25 protein-coding genes and 1 pseudogene are annotated in these 21,952 nt (G+C 61.5%); 14 read left to right on the top strand and 12 right to left on the bottom strand.

Going from position 1 to position 21,952, the window contains the following annotated elements; genetic code table 11:
- Window positions 1–163 precede the first annotated feature (163 nt).
- Window positions 164–382: a cupin domain-containing protein gene (locus LXM96_RS21880; RefSeq protein WP_394801985.1), complete on the bottom strand. Its 219-nt coding sequence runs from the start codon at window positions 380–382 to the stop codon at window positions 164–166.
- Between the two features lie 924 nt (window positions 383–1,306).
- On the opposite strand from LXM96_RS21880, the gene LXM96_RS16955 reads away from it, so the two are divergent.
- Both LXM96_RS16955 and LXM96_RS16960 read left to right on the top strand, forming a co-directional pair.
- Window positions 1,307–2,287, top strand: a complete 981-nt coding sequence (locus LXM96_RS16955) for a TerC family protein (RefSeq protein ID WP_239999741.1) — start codon at window positions 1,307–1,309, stop codon at window positions 2,285–2,287.
- Window positions 2,288–2,934: 647 nt separating this feature from the next.
- Window positions 2,935–3,246 carry a putative quinol monooxygenase gene (locus LXM96_RS16960; RefSeq protein ID WP_239999742.1) on the top strand — a complete coding sequence of 104 codons (312 nt, stop codon included), beginning with the start codon at window positions 2,935–2,937 and terminating at the stop codon, window positions 3,244–3,246.
- Window positions 3,247–3,348: 102 nt separating this feature from the next.
- On the opposite strand, the gene LXM96_RS16965 is transcribed toward LXM96_RS16960, so the two are convergent.
- From LXM96_RS16965 to LXM96_RS16995, 7 genes are all read right to left on the bottom strand, one after another.
- The gene (locus LXM96_RS16965; RefSeq protein ID WP_239999743.1) at window positions 3,349–3,813 is read right to left on the bottom strand and encodes a group III truncated hemoglobin; all 465 of its coding nucleotides are present in this window, start codon (window positions 3,811–3,813) and stop codon (window positions 3,349–3,351) included.
- Window positions 3,814–3,993: 180 nt separating this feature from the next.
- The gene (locus LXM96_RS16970; protein WP_239999744.1) at window positions 3,994–4,467 is read right to left on the bottom strand and encodes a VOC family protein; all 474 of its coding nucleotides are present in this window, start codon (window positions 4,465–4,467) and stop codon (window positions 3,994–3,996) included.
- Between the two features lie 126 nt (window positions 4,468–4,593).
- Window positions 4,594–5,202, bottom strand: coding sequence for a riboflavin synthase (locus LXM96_RS16975; RefSeq protein WP_239999745.1), 609 nt, complete (start codon window positions 5,200–5,202; stop codon window positions 4,594–4,596).
- Entirely contained in the window at window positions 5,202–6,293 is a 1,092-nt protein-coding gene (gene ribD / locus LXM96_RS16980) for a bifunctional diaminohydroxyphosphoribosylaminopyrimidine deaminase/5-amino-6-(5-phosphoribosylamino)uracil reductase RibD (RefSeq protein WP_317208269.1), read from the bottom strand. The genes LXM96_RS16975 and ribD overlap by 1 nt, the downstream gene beginning before the upstream one ends.
- A 2-nt stretch (window positions 6,294–6,295) precedes the next feature.
- Window positions 6,296–6,775 (bottom strand): transcriptional regulator NrdR, encoded by a 480-nt coding sequence (nrdR, locus tag LXM96_RS16985; RefSeq protein ID WP_239999746.1) that lies wholly within the window; start codon window positions 6,773–6,775, stop codon window positions 6,296–6,298.
- 9 nt (window positions 6,776–6,784) lie between these two features.
- Entirely contained in the window at window positions 6,785–8,074 is a 1,290-nt protein-coding gene (gene glyA / locus LXM96_RS16990) for a serine hydroxymethyltransferase (protein WP_239999747.1), read from the bottom strand.
- 166 nt (window positions 8,075–8,240) lie between these two features.
- The gene (locus LXM96_RS16995; protein WP_239999748.1) at window positions 8,241–9,572 is read right to left on the bottom strand and encodes a L,D-transpeptidase family protein; all 1,332 of its coding nucleotides are present in this window, start codon (window positions 9,570–9,572) and stop codon (window positions 8,241–8,243) included.
- Window positions 9,573–9,800: 228 nt separating this feature from the next.
- Here LXM96_RS16995 and LXM96_RS17000 point away from each other — a divergent pair, with 228 nt between their 5' ends.
- Window positions 9,801–10,550, top strand: a complete 750-nt coding sequence (locus LXM96_RS17000) for a YrbL family protein (RefSeq protein ID WP_239999749.1) — start codon at window positions 9,801–9,803, stop codon at window positions 10,548–10,550.
- Window positions 10,551–10,610: 60 nt separating this feature from the next.
- Here the strand turns inward: LXM96_RS17000 and ldtR are convergent, their stop codons facing one another.
- Both ldtR and LXM96_RS17010 read right to left on the bottom strand, forming a co-directional pair.
- The gene (ldtR, locus tag LXM96_RS17005) at window positions 10,611–11,123 is read right to left on the bottom strand and encodes a transcriptional regulator LdtR (protein WP_239999751.1); all 513 of its coding nucleotides are present in this window, start codon (window positions 11,121–11,123) and stop codon (window positions 10,611–10,613) included.
- 231 nt (window positions 11,124–11,354) lie between these two features.
- The gene (locus LXM96_RS17010; RefSeq protein WP_239999752.1) at window positions 11,355–11,792 is read right to left on the bottom strand and encodes a DUF6163 family protein; all 438 of its coding nucleotides are present in this window, start codon (window positions 11,790–11,792) and stop codon (window positions 11,355–11,357) included.
- A gap of 119 nt (window positions 11,793–11,911) precedes the next feature.
- Between LXM96_RS17010 and hemB the strand changes: the two genes are divergently transcribed.
- From hemB to LXM96_RS17040, 6 genes are all read left to right on the top strand, one after another.
- Window positions 11,912–12,925, top strand: coding sequence for a porphobilinogen synthase (gene hemB, locus LXM96_RS17015; protein WP_239999753.1), 1,014 nt, complete (start codon window positions 11,912–11,914; stop codon window positions 12,923–12,925).
- Window positions 12,926–12,992: 67 nt separating this feature from the next.
- The gene (locus LXM96_RS17020) at window positions 12,993–13,451 is read left to right on the top strand and encodes an RDD family protein (RefSeq protein ID WP_239999754.1); all 459 of its coding nucleotides are present in this window, start codon (window positions 12,993–12,995) and stop codon (window positions 13,449–13,451) included.
- 128 nt (window positions 13,452–13,579) lie between these two features.
- Entirely contained in the window at window positions 13,580–14,341 is a 762-nt protein-coding gene (locus LXM96_RS17025) for an arginyltransferase (RefSeq protein ID WP_239999755.1), read from the top strand.
- A gap of 13 nt (window positions 14,342–14,354) precedes the next feature.
- Window positions 14,355–15,224, top strand: a complete 870-nt coding sequence (locus LXM96_RS17030; protein WP_239999756.1) for a DMT family transporter — start codon at window positions 14,355–14,357, stop codon at window positions 15,222–15,224.
- A 53-nt stretch (window positions 15,225–15,277) separates the two neighbouring features.
- Window positions 15,278–15,499 (top strand): AbrB/MazE/SpoVT family DNA-binding domain-containing protein, encoded by a 222-nt coding sequence (locus LXM96_RS17035; RefSeq protein WP_239999757.1) that lies wholly within the window; start codon window positions 15,278–15,280, stop codon window positions 15,497–15,499.
- Complete coding sequence (locus LXM96_RS17040; protein ID WP_239999758.1) at window positions 15,496–15,873, top strand: type II toxin-antitoxin system death-on-curing family toxin; 378 nt, start codon at window positions 15,496–15,498, stop codon at window positions 15,871–15,873. The genes LXM96_RS17035 and LXM96_RS17040 overlap by 4 nt, the downstream gene beginning before the upstream one ends.
- Here LXM96_RS17040 and parC read toward each other — a convergent pair whose 3' ends face one another.
- Together parC and LXM96_RS21885 are read right to left on the bottom strand one after the other, a co-directional pair.
- The gene (gene parC / locus LXM96_RS17045) at window positions 15,874–18,132 is read right to left on the bottom strand and encodes a DNA topoisomerase IV subunit A (protein ID WP_239999760.1); all 2,259 of its coding nucleotides are present in this window, start codon (window positions 18,130–18,132) and stop codon (window positions 15,874–15,876) included.
- Between the two features lie 198 nt (window positions 18,133–18,330).
- A pseudogene (locus LXM96_RS21885) lies at window positions 18,331–18,465 on the bottom strand (hypothetical protein); the annotation flags it as partial.
- Between LXM96_RS21885 and LXM96_RS17050 the strand changes: the two are divergent.
- The 5 genes from LXM96_RS17050 to LXM96_RS17070 all read left to right on the top strand — a co-directional run bounded on the left by LXM96_RS17050 (window position 18,411) and on the right by LXM96_RS17070 (window position 21,831).
- Entirely contained in the window at window positions 18,411–19,529 is a 1,119-nt protein-coding gene (locus LXM96_RS17050) for a hypothetical protein (RefSeq protein WP_449619159.1), read from the top strand. The pseudogene LXM96_RS21885 and the gene LXM96_RS17050 overlap by 55 nt on opposite strands.
- A 94-nt stretch (window positions 19,530–19,623) precedes the next feature.
- The gene (locus LXM96_RS17055; RefSeq protein ID WP_239999762.1) at window positions 19,624–19,887 is read left to right on the top strand and encodes a hypothetical protein; all 264 of its coding nucleotides are present in this window, start codon (window positions 19,624–19,626) and stop codon (window positions 19,885–19,887) included.
- Between the two features lie 59 nt (window positions 19,888–19,946).
- Window positions 19,947–20,321, top strand: a complete 375-nt coding sequence (locus tag LXM96_RS17060; protein ID WP_239999763.1) for a VOC family protein — start codon at window positions 19,947–19,949, stop codon at window positions 20,319–20,321.
- 100 nt (window positions 20,322–20,421) lie between these two features.
- On the top strand, window positions 20,422–21,006 hold the full coding sequence (locus LXM96_RS17065; RefSeq protein WP_239999764.1) for a class I SAM-dependent methyltransferase: 585 nt from the start codon (window positions 20,422–20,424) through the stop codon (window positions 21,004–21,006).
- A 261-nt stretch (window positions 21,007–21,267) separates the two neighbouring features.
- Window positions 21,268–21,831: a hypothetical protein gene (locus LXM96_RS17070; protein ID WP_239999765.1), complete on the top strand. Its 564-nt coding sequence runs from the start codon at window positions 21,268–21,270 to the stop codon at window positions 21,829–21,831.
- Window positions 21,832–21,952 lie beyond the last annotated feature (121 nt).

Here is a 21,952-nt window from a genome sequence, read left to right on the forward strand (position 1 = left end):
AAGGGGAATACGTCTCCGCACGTCCAAACGACGGAAACGTCGGAGCAAGATTACAGCGCGCCTTTTTCAACAGTATCCGCCATAAGCGGTCACCGAACGAGGGAACCAGCCCCCGATTGCCGCCTCCCGCGATTGCGCCGAGGAAACCTGCGCAACAGCTCGTCTAATCCATCTGGCTTTCAATAGACTTCGTTAGCGGCGTCATGACATCGCCCGTGTGTTTGGTCGTGACTGTCTCGATCAACACAATCCAGCATTCTTCATCTGCCACGGGATTGTGCAGCGTGCCTCTTGGCACCACACAAAAGTCGCCCTCGCTGAGGCTCGTTTCCGCTGCGCCCTCGAATTGAAGTCTCAATTTGCCTTTTACGACCAGGAACAACTCATCTTCGTCATCGTGTTTATGCCAGGCAATCTCACCCTTGATCTAGGCCACTTTCACGAACTGATCGTTGACGCGACCAACTACCTTAGGAGACCAGAACTCGGTCACATCACTGAATGCATGAATGAAATTTGTGGCACGGATCACGAAGCTTCTCCTTCACGTGGGAAGCCTCCTTATAACCCGCTGCACCGCGATGTGGTAAATGTTGTGCGCGACCTGAGGGACCCGACGACATTCCTGATGACGTCAACACTCAAGCCTCAGCCACGAGGCTCGACATTCTGACATGACCATCAAAGGTCAAGTTGCTCTTCGACCGACCGCCGTGATGGCTCAGCTGCGCCAACTAATCGATCAGGGTCAGACTGGAGATACGCAGAGCGACCCGGGAACTTGCATTGTTCAAGCCAGAAGTTCTGGCGTGCAGCACATCGGGCCAACAAGATATTTTCTTGATTTCGCAACGAGCAAGGACGCACCAGTGGCGAAATTTTGCCGTCGCTAGAGGCTTGGATGCTCAACACTCCGGATCGATCCGACGAGGAGCTTCCGGACGTCGGGCTGAGCGCCAGAAGAAGCATTCGACGTGACCGTGAAGTCTCCTGGCGACCGCAAGGCCTCGCAGCCGCGGTGGCATGCGCTCCTTCGGCGTCCGTGGCAACGCCCGTGGAAATGCCATGAGTTGCTGCCTTCCGTTGCTGGGGTTGCCTTGCGGAACAAAAATGTCACCGGACCTCACTTGAAAGCTGCCCGGAAATCTGCATATTGCGCTCTGCGGACCGGGCCCCTCTGACGTGGATTGTCCTCGTGATGTCGGACCGCATCGAGCAAGCTCGATGTCAAGCCCGGACCGGACCTCTTGCGAGACCACGTGCGCGCGCTTTGCATCGAGTCGGCGATGCAACAGAGGTCAACATCTTGGAAATCCTTCTCTTTCTGTTCCTAGGCCAACCGTTATGGATGTGGCTTATCTTCATGCTTGTGGTCGCGGCACTCCTCGCCTTCGATCTAGGCGTGCTCCACAAGGACGATCACGAAATCGGCGTCGCCGAGAGCCTGAAGCTATCGGCGATGTACATTACGCTGGGCCTCTCTTTTGCCGGCTTCATCTATTGGCAAATGGGAACAACAGCAACCGCCCAGTATCTGACGGCCTTCGTCGTGGAGAAGACGCTGGCGATGGACAACATCTTTGTCATCGCCCTCATCTTTGCCTTCTTCGCGGTGCCGCGTCAGTACCAGCACCGCGTGCTGTTCTGGGGCATCCTCGGCGTCATCCTGCTGCGCGGTATCATGATCGCTCTCGGTGCGACGATCGTCGAACAGTATCACTGGGTCCTGTACATCTTCGCCGGCTTCCTGATCGTGACCGGCATCAAGATGCTGTTCATGGCGGACAAGGAGCACAAGATCGAGGATAACGGTCTGCTCCGTTTCCTCAAGCGCCGAATGAACGTAACGGATGATCTGCATGGTCACGACTTTTTCGTAAAGAAGCAGGATCCGGTCACGGGCAAGCTGAAGCGTTTCGTGACGCCACTCTTCCTTGCCCTGATCATGATCGAAGTCGCAGACCTTGTGTTTGCGGTGGATTCGGTGCCCGCGGTCTTCACCATCACCACCGACCCTTATCTCGTCTACACCTCGAACATCTTCGCCATTCTTGGTTTACGTGCCCTCTACTTTGCGCTCGACGCCATCCTGCACCGCTTCGCCTACCTGAAATACGCGCTTTCGGTGTTGCTGGTGTTCATCGGTTCGAAGATCTTCGTGGCCGATGCCTTGGGTTGGGAGAAGTTCCCGCCAGAGTGGTCGCTGGGCATAACCTTCCTGATCCTCGCCGCTGGCGTCGGCTACTCTCTGTGGAAGACAGGCCAGCTCAAGGTCACCAGCGCCTGACTGCGGACAACCGATTGGGTGCGACAGATCCTGGCTTCGACCGGAGCACCTCTCTGGAACCTGAGCTTCTGTCTGCTCATCCTTATAGCGCTCAACGGCGTCTCGCCCTTGAGCCAAACCAGGCCTCGGCAGGTCCTTTCACCTGCCGAGGCCTTGAGAATCGATTTCCGCGGGTGAAGCCGACGTACACCTTTCGAGCACGTCGCTTGACCTGGCGAGTCGAGTGAAACGGCTTGCAAACGAAAAATGGCTCCGTCTGTCAATCGGCGCGCAATACTCCCCCTTATCGGCGTCCAAAACTGGACGCCGATTCCCCCCCCAGAGGGGTCAGTATTCCACGCCGGAACACAACGAGGCCAAGGCAATTCACTCAGGCTCAGGCGAAGATAGACATGACGCACAACAGAGTGGCGGGCAATTTGTCTTCGCTTCTGCTGTCCGCTTTGGGCCGACTGCGGCCATTGGTGGTGCATTCACTCAGAATCTTAGGAGTGATGTGGCTCAATCGCCCCCTGATCCGAGGTGGGCGAGCGGCGCTCGGCACCGACGTCCGCTGGCTGCGCTGACCACTCCTCACCGACAGCCCCTCCTTGCCAACCCCCGCGCCCTCGCCACCATGCCACCCTCGTCCATGCTCGGAGGGTGCCATGAAAGTCATCGTGGGGTTCTTCATTACCAAGCCCGGAAAGCGGGCGGAGTATCTCGAGGCGGCGCGGGATCATCTGGAGAAGAGCAGGCTCGATCCGGACTGTCTCTACATCGAGCTGGTGCCCATGCCGGAGGATCCGGACAAGATCCTGCTGGCGGAGGCATTCACCAGCGAAGAAGCGCATCGGCGTCACGAGGATACCGACCATATACGCGCCCTCTGGGCGGTGGGGCCGGTGCTGCTGTCGCATGTGGTGATCGACAACGTGATCTCGGAACAGGTCGAGCATATCGACGAGCGGTTCGAGTAGCGGCCCGTGCTCGCCTCGCGGGAGAGGTTACAAGATCACGATCTCAGCAAAGCCAAGCCGCGGATTGTGTTGGTGAGGGGAAGCGGTCGGAGGAATACCCCCTCACCCAGCCCGCGCCGGATCGTCCAGCGCCGGGTTGTAGAACAGCGACAACGTCAAGCTTCTGGCGATGCGGTCGGCGGTGCTCATGAACCAGCTCTTCGCCGCCGGGCTCGGGGCGATGGCATCGAGGGTTTCGGAAAAGAGGGCGAGCCATTGCGGGAAGAGGTCGGGCGTCATGTTGGCAATGCCGAGATGCGCCTGCACGGGCTTGCCGCCATAGGCGCCGGTGCGCAAGGCGACGGAGGACCAAAAGGCGACCATCTTTTCCATGTGCGAATCCCAGCGGCCGGCAAGGCGGGCGTCGAATACGGGGCCGAGCTCTGGGTGTGCGCGCACGCGGCCGTAGAAGGTTTCCACCAGCGTTGCGATGAAGACCTCATCGATGCCGATCGCCTGCATCTCGGCTGCCGCCCTTGCGCGGATTTCGGCGGAATGGGCGGCGCGGGCGGTGAGATCGGGATGCATGGCGGGCGGTCCTCGGTTGGTCGCCTCTCCATAGACCTCGCGGGTGCCTTGCGAAGGGCGGGGAGGAGAGGTGCGGCGACGTGCCGTCCCGTGGGGCGAATTGCGCCCGGCCCGGCTCTCGTGCCGCCCTGCCCTCTGCCCCCCGTGGCGCCGCTCATTGTCCCCTGCTCGAGGGCGGGATCAGCCGCGGATGGCGGCTTCGATCCTGGCGACGTCGAGCTTGCGCATGGTCATCATCTCGTCGAAGGCGCGTTTTGCCACGGGCCCGCCCTGACGCATAGCATCCATCAGGATGCGCGGGGTGATCTGCCAGGACAGGCCCCATCTGTCCTTGCACCAGCCGCATTCGCTCTCTTGCCCGCCGTTGCCGACGATCGCGTCCCAGTAGCGGTCGGTTTCTTCCTGGTCCTCGGTCTCGACCTGGAAGGAAAAGGCTTCGCTCTGCTTGAAATGCGGGCCGCCGTTCAGCCCGACGCAGGCGACGCCGAGCACCGTGAACTCGACCACGAGGACATCGCCCTCGCGGCCATCCGGATAATCGCCCGGTGCGCGGATGACGGCGCCGACGCTGCTGTCGGGAAAGGTCTTCCCATAGAAGCGGGCCGCCTCCTCGGCGTTCTTGTCGTACCACAGGCAGATGGTATTCCTGGCCATGTGCATTCTCCTCCGGTCATGATCTTCGCGTGTCGCGCCTTGCGCGTCGACACTGTGGAAGACGAATGGACTCCCTGCACTCCGACAGCGGGGCGGAAGATATTTTTTACCCGCGGGTTGGCTGGCCTAACCCTGAAATTCGGCGAGACGCGCGGCGTAACGGGCCATGGTGTCGACCTCGAAGTTGACGAAATCGCCGGGCTTGCGGTCGCCCCAGGTGGTGACGGCGAGCGTGTGGCGGATCAGGAGGATGTCGAAATCGGCGCCGTCGACGGCGTTGACGGTGAGCGAGGTGCCGTCGAGCGCCACCGAGCCTTTTGGTGCGACGAAGCGGGCGAGGCCTTCGGGCGCACGCAGGCGGATGCGCACCGCCTCGCCTTCCGGCTCGACGGAGAGGATCTCCGCCTTGCCGTCGACATGGCCGGACACGATGTGGCCGCCGAGCTCGTCGCCGATCTTGAGGGCGCGCTCGAGGTTGATGCGGGTGCCCTCGCGCCAGCCGGCAATGGTGGTCAGCCGCAGCGCCTCTTCCCAGGCCTCGACCTCGAACCAGCGGCTGTTGGAGGTGTCGTCGGAAAGGGCGGTCACCGTCAGGCAGACGCCGGAATGGGCGATCGAGGCGCCGATGTCGATAGTCGCCGGATCGTAGCTGGTGGCGATCCTCAGACGCACGCCCTCGTCCATCGGCGTGACGGCGGATACGGTGCCAATATCGGTGACGATGCCGGTGAACATCAGGAGGACCTTTCGTATTCGGTGAGCCGGTCGGGGCCGAAAGCCGCCTCGCGCAGGAGGCGGAAGCCAGCGGGTATATCGGCACGGGTGAGCGGCGACGCAAGGCCGTCGGCGCCGACCGTGACGGCGCCCTCGAAGAGGACGATGCGGTCGACGAGGCCGGCCTCAAGGAAGCTCTTCGCCACCGCCGCGCCGCCTTCGACGAGGAGCGAAGAGACGCCGCGGGCAGCGAGCGTATTGAGGAGCGTGGCGAGCGATTCTGTTTCCATGACCTCGACGCCGGCGGCCGTCAGGGTGGCGCGACGTGCCGGGCGGTCGCTGTCGTCAGCCACAGGAGCAAGCGACGCCACCAGCACCGGAACCTCGCGCGCGGTGCGGGCGAGCTTCGACGTCGGCGGCAGGTCGAGGCGGCGGTCGAGGACGATGCGCAGCGGCGAGCGGCCTTCGAGGCCGGGCGTTCGGCAGGTGAGTTCGGGATCGTCGGCGAGCGCCGTGCCGATGCCGACGAGGATGGCGTCGGTTTCGGCGCGCAGGACGTGGGACTGCGCGCGGGCGGCGGGGCCGGTGATGGCGACCTGGCCCGCATCGCGCCGGCCGATCATGCCATCGGCGGAAACCGCAAGCTTCAAGGTCACTTGCGGTCGGCCCCTCGTCTGGCGCATGAGGTAGGCGGAAAGTGCCCGGCGGCCCTCCTCCTCCATCACGCCGCTGTCCACGGCGATGCCTGCCTCGCGCAGGATCGCAAGGCCGCGGCCGGAGACGCGGGGGTCAGGATCGGTCAGGGAAACGACCACCCGGGCCACGCCGGCTCTCACGATCGCATCGGCGCAGGGCGGCGTCTTGCCGTGGTGGGAACAGGGTTCGAGCGTGACATAGAGGGTCGCCCCCCTCGCCTGCTCGCCAGCTTCCGCGAGCGCCTGGGTTTCGGCATGCGGGCGCCCCCCGGGAGCCGTGACGGCCCGGCCGACGACCGCGCCATCCTTGACCACAAGGGCTGCGACCGACGGATTGGTGGCGGTAAGCCCGGTATGCCAGCGCGACAGCCGCATGGCAGCCGCCATGTAGCGCCGGTCTTCGTGGCTGGTCGCCACGGCTAAGGCTCGAGCCCGGTGTCGCGGGCGATCTTGGCGTTGATTTCCTCGATGACCTTCTCGAAGTCCTCCGCATGGGAGAAATCCCGGTAGACCGAGGCATAGCGGACGAAGGCGACGTCATCGAGCGTCTTCAGGGATTCCAGCACCTGCAGGCCGATGGCTTCGGACGAAATCTCGGCCTCGCCGGAGCTTTCCAGCCGCCGCACGATACCGGACACGGCGCGCTCGATGCGGTCATTGTCGACAGGGCGCTTGCGCAGCGCGATCTGGAAGGAGCGCACCAGCTTGTTGCGGTCGAAAGGCACCTTGCGGCCGGTTTTCTTCGTCACCATCAGCTCGCGCAGCTGCACCCGCTCGAAGGTCGTGAAGCGGCCGCCGCATTCCGGGCAGATGCGCCGCCGGCGGATGGAGCTGTTGTCCTCCGCCGGGCGCGAATCCTTGACCTGCGTGTCTTCCGAACTGCAATAGGGGCAGCGCATGCCTCGTCCTTACAGATACGGGTACATCGGGAAGCGGTCGGTCAACGTCACGACCTTGTCCCGCACCGCGGCTTCCACGGCGGCATTGCCTTCGTCGGAATTGGCGACCTTCAGGCCGTCGAGAACCTCAACGATGAGATTGCCGATCTCGGTGAACTCCGCTTCCTTGAAGCCGCGGGTGGTGCCAGCCGGGGTGCCGAGACGGATACCGGAGGTGACGAAGGGCTTTTCCGGATCGAAGGGAATGCCGTTCTTGTTGCAGGTGATGTAGGCGCGGCCCAAGGCTGCCTCGGCGCGTTTGCCGGTCGCGTTCTTCTTGCGCAGGTCGACCAGCATCAGGTGGTTGTCCGTGCCGCCGGAGACGATGTCGACGCCGCCCTTAACCAGGGTGTCCGACAGCGTCTTGGCGTTCTTGACGATCTGGGCTGCATAATCCTTGAATTCCGGCTTCAGCGCCTCGCCGAAGGCGACCGCCTTGGCGGCAATCACGTGCATCAGCGGGCCGCCCTGGAGGCCGGGGAAGACGGCGGAGTTGAATTTCTTCGCCAGATCCTCGTCGTTTGTCAGGATCATCCCGCCGCGCGGGCCGCGAAGCGACTTGTGCGTCGTGGTGGTGGCGACATGGCAATGCGGGAACGGCGACGCATGGACCCCACCGGCAACGAGGCCGGCGATGTGGGCCATGTCGACCATCAGGTATGCGCCGACAGAATCGGCGATCTCCCGGAAACGCTTCCAGTCCCAGATGCGCGAGTAGGCGGTACCGCCGGCGATGATCAGCTTCGGCTTGTGCTCCTCGGCCTTGCGGGCAACCTCGTCCATGTCGAGCTGGTGGTCCTCCTCGCGCACACCGTAGGAAACGACGTTGAACCACTTGCCGGACATGTTGACTGGCGAGCCGTGCGTCAGGTGACCGCCCGAATTCAGGTCAAGACCCATGAAGGTGTCGCCCGGCTGCAGGAGCGCGAGAAACACCGCCTGGTTCATTTGCGAACCCGAGTTCGGCTGGACGTTGGCGAAGTGGACGCCAAACAGCTTCTTGGCGCGTTCGATCGCGAGCTCCTCCGCGATGTCGACGAACTGGCAGCCGCCATAGTAGCGCTTGCCCGGATAGCCTTCGGCATACTTGTTCGTCATGATCGAGCCCTGGGCTTCGAGCACGGCGCGTGAGACGATGTTTTCCGACGCGATCAGCTCGATCTCGTGGCGCTGGCGACCCAGCTCTTTCTCGATCGCGCCAAAGATGTCGGGATCAGACTCGGCCAGCGGACGGGAGAAGAAGGCGTCGGTGTTCGACATGGCAAGGCTCCTCAAGGGCTCACGATACGTGTGCCCGCGTCTTAACGGGTGGCCCCGTTTTCGGCAATACGGCGAGCAAGATTTGCAGGTCCTTCGCCGACCATCGGAGACGAAAAAGCCGCGGCAGGACGCCGCGGCTCAAGAAAGCCTGCTAGGCAATTGCCACTTACTGCGGCAGGAAGTCTTCTTCGCTGATCGGGCCGGCTGACTGTTCTATGCCAGTTGTCGTCTGCAGCGCCAACTCGGTTGCGCCGTCCATCTGGTAGATGTCGTCGCGGAACTGGACCACGCCATCGGCGGCGGACCAGGCGCTGATGTAGACGATGTAGATCGGCACTTCTTCGGCGAGCTTGATCGGCGTATTGACGCGGCTGGCGATGACCCGCTCCATGTTCTGGCGTTCCCAACCAGGCGTCTCCTTGAGCAGCCAGTTCGTCAGATCGCGAACGTTCTGGGCGCGAATGCAGCCGGAGGACTCAAATCGCATCAGCTTGTTGAACAGGCCCTGCTGGGGCGTGTCGTGCATGTACTCGTTGTGCGGATTGTGGAAGTTGATCTTGGTCGACGCCATCGCGTTGATCTTGCCCGGGTCCTGGCGGAACATCAGGTTGGGCGCCTTTGGCGCGTTCCAGTCCACCGTCTCCGGCGCCACCTCGTTGCCGTTGCCGTCGAACAGGCGGATGTTGTTGCGTGTCAGGTAGGTCGGGTCCTTGCGCATCAACGGCACGATGTCCTTCTCGATAATGGAGCGCGGCGCCGTCCAGTAAGGGTTCAGGATGACTTCATAGATCTTGGAGTTGATGACGTGCGTAGGACGATCGATCTTGCCAACGACGGCAGTATTTCGCAGCGCAACGCGGCCATTCTCGACAGCTTCGATATAAGCGGCAGGGATATTGACCATCACATATCGGCGACCGAGGTCGCCTGACATCGCCTGCAGGCGCACGAGGTTGGTCTCCAGCTGCTGCAGGCGCGTCGCGGCTGAAACATTCATGGCTTTGACCGTGAATTCGCCCATGACCCCATCGGCCGGGAGACCGTGACGGGCCTGGAAACGCTTCACCGCGCCGTCAACATAGGAGTCGAAGGCCGACGACATGCCGGCAGACTGCGGCAGGTCTCCGGAGATCATCAGGCGCTGGCGCACCTGTTGCACCGTGCCATCCACGACACCGATCCGCAGGGTCTGTGCCGGGTTGACCTGTGGCCACCCGCCATTGGCAACGATCATCTGGTAATCCATGATCGCCTGCTGGATGTTGGCGGGAGCATGGGGACCTAGAACAGGATTGTTGGTGGCAACCGCAGCAACCGTGCGGGAACTGCCCCTCGCATCGAACTGGTCGTCCCAGGTGCCTCGACGCGGTGCCGCAATCAGACTTTCGATTGCCGTTTGCGCAAACGCCGGAGTGGCGAGCGCCGCGGCGCCGAAAGAAGCAGCCGAGCGCAGGAGCATCCGGCGAGACACATGTTCCGATCCGATTTTCTTCGACATCATCCTACCCATCTGTTCCCGCAATGCACCATACAGGCCTAGCGGAACATGGTTAACAAAAGGCGCAAATGCGCAGCCGGCCCCGACACCAAAGGCGATTTCAATCCCGGCAAGATCATCGCGGATGTCATGGCAATATGGCCAATTCGTGTCTGGGGAAGCTTGCTGGTCGAGAGGTTTGGATTTATGACATTTTGGTGACGGTCGTATTTGAAGGGTACACGCCGAATGGAGGAACCACGCAAGGTCGTGACACCACCGACAGACTGGCGGCATGACGCACTCTCCCTGCATTCTGGTAAGGTGAGAGATGAAAAGCCTCTCGATCTATCGACGCTCATCCACCAGGACGCCGGCACCGTTCGTTTGGTTTACGTCCACCCTGACCTGCCGGACGCGGTTATAAAAGTCGTTCGGCCAGAAAGGGTAGACGGGTTTGGCCACTTCAAGGACGACAAGCGCTTGCGCTTCAGGCGCCCGCTTGGAATGTACCGGCTGTTTCGCCGCGAACTCCACCAGTATCTGGAGCTATGCCGGCGCGGGTACGGAGACAGGCGCAGCGTCTTCCCGATGGCGACGCCATTCGGTTTCCTTCCAACCTCGGAAGGCCTCGGCCTCGTAACCGAGAAGATCAAGAACGAATCGGGCGCCATGGGTCCCTCCCTCAAAAGCCTGATCAGAAGCGGGAAGGTTCGAGCAATGCATGTCGCGGCGTTGAACACCTTGTTCGATGAATGCATCGACCTGCATCTCATCATAGGGGATCCGAACCCCGGCAACATGGTCTACACGGAAGAGCGCTCGGGACGGCCAGAGTTTGTTCTTGTTGACGGTGTTGGCGAAAAGAACCTGATTCCTCTCCGGACCCTCAGCTGGCGTTATAATCGTTACAAGCTGAAGAAGGCCCAGCGGACGTTGCTGGCGGCCATCGCACGCGCCAATCCAGGTCTTCCGATTGCACAGCCCGCTCTCGCATAATGCATCAACCGGACGCGCAGGGGACGCATCCGGTTTGACGAAGACTGGAGACTATTCGGCCTAGAGGCGATAGGCGATGCTATCGTTCCAGAAGCGGTCCAGGCGCTGCAGAAGCTTGTTCATCTGAGCAAACTCACCCTCGCCGATGCCGCCGACCTTCTCGATCGAGCCGATGTGGCGCTCATAGAGTTTGGCAACGGTTTCGGCGATCTCCTGGCCGTCTTCGGTGAGGCTAATGCGGACCGAGCGACGGTCGATGCGCGAGCGCTGGTGGTTGATGAAGCCGAGGTCGACCAGCTTCTTGACGTTGTAGGAGACGTTGGAGCCGAGATAGTAACCGCGTGAGCGGAGTTCACCGGCCGACAGTTCCGAGTTCCCGATATTGAAGAGCAGGAGCGCCTGGACGGCATTGATGTCGTCTCTGCCCTGCCGCTCGAACTCGTCCTTGATGACGTCGAGAAGGCGGCGGTGGAGACGCTCGACCAAGTGGAGGGATTCCATGTAGAGCGAGCGGATGGTTTCTTCACGCGGGTCTGCTGCGACCGCTGCCTGCGGCTTCATTTTCGTGTTCATGATCTCTGCCTCACTGTTTGGTTGGCGGTTCTTGTTTTCTTCCCGCCTTGTGAGTGAGATTATCGAAGGCCCATAAAATTCGACTTAAAAGGTATGTTTAACAGCAGCTTACCCCAGGATCTGCAATTGCGGCGACGGCGGGGCAGCTGGGGACCGGCCTAATTTCACCTTAGTGGTATCAATAGCTTAGCACGAAAAATCATTCAAATAACCGGCGCCAAAGCTTGCGATCTAAGGTAAATCAGTGGTTACCCGTTCGGCCTTCCGACGCTCTTCCAGCCAAAGAGCCAGGCGGAAAAGAGAGTAGAGGCACGCGACGAGGACGTGAAAAGCAAGAACCGCACTGTTGGCGCCAAAGATATCGGACCACAGCGCGTACATCAGAAACTGGACCGCGACCGCCAGCACCCAAAGAACCGGGCCCCATGACACGGCGAGCCACAGCCCGAGCGAGGCGACAGGGAAAAGCACGGCAAGGGACGGCGCTGCTACCTGCCATGGGAGGGAAAGGAGATCAAACCGACCCCTGCCTTCAAGCGAGTAGCCGACCAACATTCCCCAATATTGCAGCCCGAGCCACAGGCAAGCGATCGCCACGAGCCGCAAGAAGAGTACGAACAGAAGCTGGGCGAGGGTTTGCTTCGGTACGGTCGGTGAATCAGGCTCCATCCCCACATGATAGTCATGGCGATCCGCGGGGGCTAGTCATCGGGGGTGGCGAAGTGACCATTCGCAATCCTTCCGCAGAATGTTAAGGAGGGCCAACACGCCATAGGAGCGAGGCATTCATGAGCGACAAGACGCATCTCGTCGACAAAATCACCGGCCACCGCCGCATGCGGCGCAACCGCAAGGCCGACTGGACCCGGCGCATGGTGCAGGAAAACCGGCTGACGGTCGACGACCTGATCTGGCCGATCTTCCTCGTGCCGGGCACCGGCATCGTTGATCCTATTGCGGCCATGCCCGGCGTCAACCGCATCAGCGTCGACAAGGCGGTGGAAGCTGTCCGCGAGGCGGCGGATCTCGGCATTCCTGCGATCGCTCCCTTCCCTGACGTGGAGATGGAGAAGCGCGACGCGACGGGTTCAGAAATTCTCCAGCGCGACAATCTGATCAACCAGTTCACACGTGCTGCCAAGAAGGCCGTCCCCAATATCGGGCTCATCACGGATGTGGCCCTCGATCCCTTTACCAGCCACGGCCATGACGGGATCCTGCAGGACGGGGTGATCGTCAATGACGAGACGGTGGATCAGGTGGTTAAGGCTGCCGTAATGCAGGCGGATGCCGGCGCCGATATCATCGCGCCCTCCGAAATGATGGACGGACGGATCGGGGCGATCCGACGGGCGCTCGACGCGGCTGGCCACCAGGACGTCGGCATCATGTCCTACGCCACCAAGTTCGCATCCGGTTTCTATGGTCCCTACCGAGAGGCGATCAACACGGGTGGTCTGCTGAAAGGCGACAAGAACAGCTATTACATCAGTCCGGCCAACAGCACCGAGGCTCTGCGCGATGCCGCGCTCGACGTCGAGGAAGGCGCCGACATGCTGATGGTGAAGCCCGGCCTCGCCTATCTGGATATCTGTTGGCGCACGAAGGACGCGTTTGGCCTGCCGACCTTCGCCTACCAGGTGTCCGGCGAATACACCCAGATCAAGGCAGCTGCGATGAACGGCTGGATCGACGGCGACAGGATCATGATGGAGACGCTGCTGTGCTTCAAGCGGGCGGGCTGCGACGGGATCCTCTCGTATTTTGCGGTGGACGTGGCGCGGAAGCTGGCAAGGGGGTAGGAAGGCGCCGCTTGCGCAGAGCCTCACGCCCTCCCATATCCATATCGAGCAACTGGAGACGGCTGACATGGCGATCGATCCTAACCCGACACTTGCAGCGCCCGACGACTGGCGCGCCTATAGCGGCGTCCTGTCGCGGCGGGCGTTTGCCTTCGTGATCGATTACGCGATCGTGCTGCTGCTGTGCATTCCCGCGGCAGTGGTTGTCTTCTTTCTGGGCATACTGACGCTTGGGCTGGGTTTCTTCCTGTATCCGGCGCTGTTCGTTATCGTTGCCCTTCTTTATTTCGGCATGACACTGGGTGGCCCGAGCCAAGCAACGCCTGGCATGCGCGCAATGGGCATCGCTATGGTGCGACTCGACGGGCGGCGGATGGATTTCCTCACTGCGATGGTTCACACCGTGCTCTTCTGGATCATCAACTCGTTCCTGACGCCGTTGATCCTGCTGATCGGCCTGTTCACCGAACGATCGCGCCTCGTGCACGACATGCTGCTCGGTACGGTGATCGTTCGGACGGAGTGAGCGCCCGTAGGGTTGCTGGCGCACACCCGCCGGTGTTGCGCCTAGAGTGTTGACCTTTTGCCAATCTGCGCCATGGTATGGCTGTTAAGGCATCAGCATGAAGCCAAGACGGGACCCTTCGCGCCGCGATGAACACACAGACCACGCCCTCCCCGCAGTTCTACCTGACGGCTCCGGCAACATGCCCCTATCTGCCCGGTCAGTTGGAGCGGAAGGTGTTCACGCATCTTGTGGGACCCCGCGCGGCGGACATGAACGATCTGCTGACCCAGGGCGGGTTTCGCCGATCCCAGAACATTGCCTACCGACCAGCCTGTGAGACCTGCCGCGCCTGCATCTCGGTGCGCATCCTCGCCGACGAGTTCGAGCCGGTGCGCTCGATGCGCCGCGTTCTTGCCGCCAACCGCGACGTGGTCTCCACCATTCACCCGGCACAACCCTCGACCGAGCAGTTCTCGCTGTTCCGGCGCTACCTCGACGACCGCCACCAGCAGGGCGGCATGTCCGACATGTCGGCGCTCGACTACGCCATCATGGTCGAGGACAGTCACGTCAACACCCGCATCATAGAGTATCGCCGCCGGGAGCCCGGCGACGGCATTGGCGAAAAGCCGAAAGGGGAACTGCTGGCTGTTGCATTGACGGACCTGATGAGCGACGGGCTCTCCATGGTTTATTCCTTCTTCGACACCAACTTGTCCAAGCGCTCGTTTGGGACCTTCATGATCCTCGACCATATCAAGCGGGCACATTCTCTTGGCCTGCCGCATGTGTATCTCGGCTATTGGGTCAAGGGTTCGAGCAAGATGGGCTACAAGACACGCTTTCAGCCGCAAGAACACCTCACTGCCCGCGGCTGGGAACGCTACGATCCGGCGGGCGAGCCCTGAGCCAGTACCTGACATGAACGATCACAAGAAAGGCCTCCTGCTGACCTCGATCGGGGGGCTGGCGCTCTCGTTCGACGTACCACTGGTCAAGCTTGGCCAAGGCGATCTCTGGTCAATCATCGCATTGCGCAGCATCTTTACGCTGATGGCGGCGCTGCTGCTGTGGCTGCTTCTGCGGGCACTCTCCAGATGCCCACCGGTGCTCATTCCCGGTCGCGCCGGGCTTCTTGCCGGTCTCTTCTACGGCCTCTCGACGATGACCTTCCTTGGCGCGGTGTTCAACACAGCAACCGCCAACGTCGTCTTCATTGTCGCCTTCACACCGATGTTTGCGGCGCTGATGGGCTGGCTGGTGCTGAGGGAAGTGCCGTCCGTTTCCACGGTCGCGACGATGGGCGCCATGGTGGCAGGCGTCGCATTGATCGTTTCCGGCGGACTGGAGGCGGGCGGACTTCTTGGAGACCTTCTGGCGGCGCTGACCTCGGCGCTTCTCGCCGGCGCCATCACCATTGCCCGCAAGACGCGGCGCGATATGGGCTTCGTGCCGCTGGTGGCGACGATCCTGCCGGCCGTGATCGGCCTCGCCTTCGTCGCCAACGGCGGCTTCCACGTCGCCTCCCCCGCCTGGATCATCTTCGACGGGGCGGTGATGATCCCGCTCGCCTTCTGGTGCCTCGCCACCGGCCCGCGCTATCTCAGCGGCCCGGAAGTCGGCATGTTCTACCTCCTGGAGACGATCCTCGCGCCGATTTGGGTCTGGATGATCTTCTCTGAGGTGCCGACGACGCAGACGCTGATCGGCGGGGCGATCCTCGTTCTGGCGCTGGTGGCGCATTCGGTATGGCAGATGCGGCGGAGGTCGATGGCGCTCGCCGCGGCTTGATTGCCGTCGGAACACCCCCATGTTATAACTTCGTTCCAACACGGGGTAAAATCATGAATGTGACCATTCGCAAGATCGGCAACTCCGAAGGCATCATCATTCCAAAGGATGTGCTTGACCGCCTTGGCCTGAAGGCGGGAGACACCGTCGAAATCCGAGAGGAGGGCGGCAGCATCTCGCTTGTGCCCGAGCAAGCCGACCTCGCCGAACAACTGAAGGCTGCCCGCATGGGCATGCAGAAATACAAGGTTGCCCTGCGCGAACTGGCCAAGTGACAACGCTCAGATGGATTTCACGGCCAGCAATCGAGATTATCCACCGAGAGCAGTTGGCAGAACACGGTGGCCTGCCGGGCACCCGCGACGAGAACGCCCTAGAGGCCGCATTAGCGCGCCACAGCTATGGCGAAGAGGATATCTTTCGCTTGGCCGCAGCCTACCTCTATGGCTTTGCGCGCAGTCATGCCTTCGCAGACGGCAACAAGCGGACCGCCTACCTTGCCGCCTTCACGTTTCTGCTCATCAACGGCTACCTGATCGAGGCAACGCAGGCGGAGGTCGTTGCTTTCGTCCTCGCCGTAGCTGCGGGCGAGATCGACGAGGAAGGTGCGACGCGCTTCCTGCGCGACCACACCATTCCCTATCCCTGATCACCCGGCAAATTTGCCGCTGCGGGGGAAGCCTTTTGGCACGAGACGGCCGGCGGAGGCGCGGTCGCCCAGCCATTCTACAAGTTCTTCCCTGGTCTTGGTGAACAGGCGGCCGGCAGAATCTTCCCAGGTGAGGCCCTGGTCGATGGCAAAGCATTTGACGTCAGAAATGCCGCCGTCCTTGTAGCGCTGGAGACGCACGCCCTTGCCGCGGGTCATTTCCGGCAGTTGGACGAGCGGGAAGACGAGCAGCTTGCGGTTCTCGCCGACCACGGCAACGTGGTCTCCCGAAACCGGCACGACGAGCTTGGCCTCGTCAGGCATGCCGACATTCATGATCTGCTTGCCCTTGCGGGTATTGGCGACCATCTCGCTCTCAGCCACAACGAAGCCGTTGCCGGCTGTGGAGGCAAGGATCAGCTTGCGCGACGGGTCATGGACGAAAGCCGTCAGGATGTCCTGATCGTTCTCCATGTCGACCATGATGCGGATTGGTTCGCCGTGGCCGCGGCCGCCCGGCAGCTTGTCGGCGCCGAGCGTATAGGCCTTGCCGCCGGTGGTGAGGAGCAGCAGCTTGTCGGTGGTCTGCGCCGGGAAGGCCACCTTCAGCGCATCGCCTTCCTTGAAGGTGAGCGTCGAAGTATCGGCGATGTGCCCCTTCAGCGCGCGGATCCAGCCCTTCTGCGAGATGACGATCGTGACCGGCTCCTTCTCGATCATCGCCTGTTGGATGGCGTCCAAGTCGGCTTCCGGCGCCTCGGCGAACTGGGTGCGGCGGCGGCCGAGCTCTGTTGCCTTGGCGAACTTCTTCTTGACGTCCTGGATTTCCACTTCCACCACACGCCACAGCTTTTCATCCGAGGCGAGGAGCGCCTCGATGTCGGCCTTTTCCTTGGTGAGGTCGTCGAACTCCTTGCGGATCTCGAATTCCTCGAGTTTGCGCAGGTTGCGCAGCCGCATGTTGAGGATGGCTTCGGCCTGGATATCCGTGAGATCCCATTTGGCGATCATCACAGGCTTCGGCTCATCCTCCTCACGGATGATGCGGATCACCTCGTCGAGGTTGAGGTAGGCGATCAGCAGGCCGCCGAGGATCTCCAGACGCCGGTCGATAGCGGCAAGCCGGAACTTCGAGCGCCGGATCAACACCTCCTTGCGGTGGTCGAGCCATTCCAGCAGGACATCGTTGAGCGCCATGACCTTGGGGACCTTGCCCATGGACAGGACGTTCATGTTGAGCGGGAAGCGGTTCTCCAGATCAGTCAGGCGGAAGAGTGATTCCATCAGGAGCGTGGCATCCACCGTGCGGCTCTTCGGCACGAGCACGACGCGGACATCTTCGGCAGATTCGTCGCGTACGTCTTCGAGGAGCGGCAGCTTGCGCGCAATCAGGAGCTCGGCGATCTTCTCGATCAGCCGCGACTTCTGAACCTGGTAAGGGATCTCGGTGACAACGATCTGGTAGCCGCCGCGGCCGAGATCCTCGACCTCCCACTTGGCGCGGACACGAAAACCGCCGCGGCCGGTCTTGTAGCACTCGATGATGGATTCGCGGCTGTCGATGATGATGCCGCCGGTCGGCATGTCCGGACCGGGCACAAATTCGACAAGCTTCTCGACCGTCGCATCCCGATGCTTGATGAGGTGGAGCGCCGCATCGCACAGTTCATGCGCGTTGTGCGGCGGGATAGACGTCGCCATGCCGACCGCGATGCCGGAGGCGCCATTGGCGAGCAGGTTCGGGAAGGCTGCCGGCAGGACCACCGGCTCCTCGTCTTCCTCGTTATAGGTTGGACGGAAGTCCACGGCATCCTCGCCGATGCCTTCCAGCAGGAGCGCCGCGACGTCCGTCATCCTCGCTTCGGTATATCGATAGGCGGCGGCGCTATCGCCATCGATATTGCCGAAATTGCCCTGGCCATCGACGATTGGGTAACGCTGGGAGAAATCCTGCGCCAGACGCACAAGCGCGTCATACACCGACTGATCGCCATGCGGATGGAACTTACCGATGACATCACCGACGATACGGGCGCACTTCTTGAACGCGGAGTTGGGGCGGATGCCCATCTCGCTCATCGCATGGATGATGCGACGGTGAACCGGTTTCAGCCCGTCGCGCACGTCCGGCAGCGCGCGGTGCATGATCGTCGACAAAGCATAGGCGAGATAGCGCTCTTCAAGCGCCGCCTTGAGGTCGATCGGAAGGATGTGATCGCCGCCCTCGCCGTCGGACGGCGGTGTCAGATTTTTTCCCATGGCCCTTGACTAGCGGAAAGCCGGAATTCCGGCAAGATTCGCGGTTCAAGTGCCTGTGGATGACATTCGTCATAGGACAAAGGTGGATTGGCCGCCCCTCGAGCGAAGCAACTGGCAATACAAAAGCCATAGACGTTTGCATGCCTCCCCCTATAACTGACAAACCAACATGAGGCCGGAAGGCCGAGATCGAGGAGTTCACAATGTCTCACGCCAGCATGATGCGCGCCCTGATGGCCGGAACCGGAATGCTGTTGATGGCTCATCCCGCCTTAGCTCTGGACGGCGCCGACCTCCTGGCGAAAATAAATGCTGCCATGGGCATGCCTGGCAGTCCGGTGAACGCGCAGTCTGTAGACATAAACGGCACAAGCGTCACGCTGAGAGGCGCGACCTACAAGCCGGATCCGGAACAGGAAGCCATGACACTGGGCGACGTGACCCTGGAAGGCGTGCAGGAAGAAAGCGACGGCGGCTACTTCATCGAGAAGGTGAGCTTTCCCGATATCAACGTGACCGAGGACAAAACCACGGTCTCGGTCTCCGACATTATGATGAACAACGTTACTGTTCCGGCGGAGGTGACCGGGAACACACTGGATTCAGTGCTTGTTTACGAAGAAGCTTCCGCCGGCCCGACAACCGTCACGGTCGACGGAAAGACAGTGTTTTCCGTCGCCTCGTCGCGCGCAACGACAGACGTGGCCGAAGACAATTCGTCCGTTGGCTTCGAAGTCGAGGTCGAGGGAATCAAGGCGGATCTTTCCGCGATCGAGAATGCCAAGTCGCGGGACGCAGCGCAGGCGCTCGGCCTCACCTCGCTTGACGGCAGCATGACCATGTCCGGCAGCTGGCAGGCGCAACAGGGCGTCGTGGACATTAAGGATTATACGCTCGACTTCGCCAATGTCGGCACGCTCTCCATGGCTTTCAGCTTTTCCGGCTACACGATGGATTTCGTGCGCGCCGTCAACGAGCTCGGCGAGGCGCAGGCGCAGCAGAACAATCAGCAAAACAAGGACGCGGCCGGGCTCGCCATGCTCGGGCTGATGCAGCGGCTCACGTTCAACAGTGCCGAGATCCGCTTCGAGGACGCCGGCATCATCAATCGAGCGCTGGACTATGCCGGCAAGGAACAGGGCGTCTCCGGCGAGACCATGGCGCAGATGCTGAAGGGCATGACGCCGCTGATGCTGGCGCAATACAACGTGCCGAAGCTGCAGACGATGGTGAGCGAAGCGGTCAACACCTTCCTCGACAATCCTGGCAGCTTCAAGATTAGTGCGGAGCCCGCAAACCCCGTGCCCTTCCCGATGATCATGGGTGCGGCCATGGGGGCGCCGAACACGCTGCCCGATGTGCTGGGCGTGACGGTCGAGGCGAACCAGGCCGAGTAACCGGCGGCCAGCGCAGACCCTGTCTCCGGCGTCAGCCGCCGGAGATCTATCCAGAGACATTGGCGGCAGCGTCCGCACCAAGGAGCATACCGCGATGGCAAAAGAGCCGAAACTGGAGCACTCCGACTTTTCCGGCGAGTTCGAGGACGACGGCATCACCGTCCTCGTCGACATCCACAGACCCGCCGGCAGCGAGGCGGGCTGGACGCTCGAGGTGATCTCCCAGGAGGAAGACGTGACCACCTGGGAAGACACCTTCGAAACAGACAAGGATGCCTGGGAAGAGTTTCTCGCGACCACCGAGCGGGACGGGATACGCTCGTTTCTCGGCGAGGAGGATGGGGAGTCGGTGCATTAGGGAAATGCGGCGAGGTTAGGTGTAACGAGAACGGCCAGCTGAGGCCGGCAGGAGATCCCATGTTCACCCACATCATGATCGGCAGCAACGATCTGGAGAAGGCGAGAGCCTTCTATGATGCGACGTTCACGGCGCTCGGCGGCAAGGCCGGCGAGATGGATGCGAGAGGCAGGCTGATCTATGTGCACGAGGGCGGGCGCCTGATGATCACCACGCCGATCGACGGCCATCCGGCAACTGCGGCCAATGGCGGGACCATCGGGATTGCCGCCGCCAGCCCCGACCACGTACGCGCCTGGCATGACGCCGGCACCGCCCATGGCGGTACCTCCATCGAGACTCCGCCCTCGGAACGCCCGAATGGCGCCTTCGTGGCGTATCTTCGCGATCCGGATGGCAACAAGCTGACGGCACGGTCTCAGCCGACGAAGTGACACAGAGGGCGCTCATCGTCCGGGCCAGTGCACCTCGCCTTGTAGCTGACCACTTGCGGCTTTGAACTTCGGACAACCACTTGGCGGGCGCCAGCACCCTATGAGCAACGAGACGCTTAGCTTCTACGATCGGAACGCCGCTGCCTATGCCGCCAGCGAGGGAGCCGGCAATCCTCGGCTGTTCTCCTTCCTTGACCGCTGCAAGCCGGGCGGAAAGGTGCTGGAGTTGGGGACAGGCGCCGGTGTCGATGCCGCCGCGATCCTTCAGGCGGGCTTCCAGCTCCACGCGACTGATGGTTCGCCCGTGCTCGCGGCAATAGCATCTGAAAGGCTGGGCCAACCGGTGAGAAAAATGCTGTTCGATCAGCTCGATGCACGAGAAGCCTATGACGGAGTCTATGCCTGCGCCGCGCTGACCCATGTCGCAAGAGCCGACCTGCCCCACGTCATCCGGAAGGTCCATCGCGCGCTGATCGACGGTGGCGTTGCGTGGGCGAGCTTCAAGGCCGGGGCCCAAGAAGGCACCGATGCGCTTGGGCGGTACTATAACTACCTCTCCGAAGACGAACTGCTCGACCTCTGGAGGAGGGCTGCGAGGTGGAAGAGCGTCGAGACCGAGGCGTGGCTCGGCGGCGCCTATGACGGCAAGGAAACAAGCTGGGTGGCGGTGACTGCGGTTCGTTAGCGCCACATCTCACGCTCAGATGTTAACTAAGTCTAAGGCGCCGCTCGATATTCTGTCGCCAAGCATGACGCCTTCCTGCCGCATGACCTGTTCGCGCAAGCTTCTCCCAACCTGAGGAGACCGTCGATGATCGCAAGCGTCACCCCCCTTTCCAGCAGCTCCGCGTCCCTGCTCTTCCCGACATCGTTCGCGTCCGCCTCAGCGCCGGCATCTGCGGCTCAGCTGATCCTCGGCGACCTTACGGGCAATACTGACGACGCGATGAAGACCGGCAATGCGATTGGCGACATCATCGAGATCGCCGCACGCATGAAGCAGGAGGCCGCTTCCGCGGGAGAGAGGGTGGAAGTCGAGGAACTCGATGTGCCCAGAGACAAAGGGTACATTTTCGACGAATTCGACGGGGACCAGCCAAACTATGCTGTGAAGGGCACAATAACGACGACCTACGATGCCAACGGCAAGCGCCTTGAAAGATTTGTCGGCACGTTTCAGGGGATGACCGATGAAGCGTACAGGCAACTCATGATCGACGGTTTGAAGCATGATCAGTCGACGCCGCGAAACAGGGCCGCGCTTGCCGCTTTCAAGAATGGAACCATGCGGGAAGTCGACCTTGCGGATCTGGGTGTCAAATCGGGAGTGGTTAGAACGAAAGACTTCTTCGAAGATGGAAGCGCCCGCAGTTGCAGAACAGAGTTTGAGGTGTCCGGCATGCTTCAGTTCAGGGAACAGCATACTGAATTGAGAGATGGCGTCCTCTATGAGAAGGAGACGGGAAAATTTGCAGCCATAGGCCAGAATGGCAGCAAGTTCATTTATTAACTTGGTAATGCCGCCTTCTTTTTAGCAGCTCCCATTCCCTTTCCTTTGCAGTACCGGCCACGTCCGCTCAACGCCGAAAACATTTCGATGCGAAGATCCACTCCGGCGGCTTCGGGAATTG

Source organism: Rhizobium halophilum (assembly GCF_021648825.1).
Classification (GTDB): domain Bacteria; phylum Pseudomonadota; class Alphaproteobacteria; order Rhizobiales; family Rhizobiaceae; genus Neorhizobium; species Neorhizobium halophilum.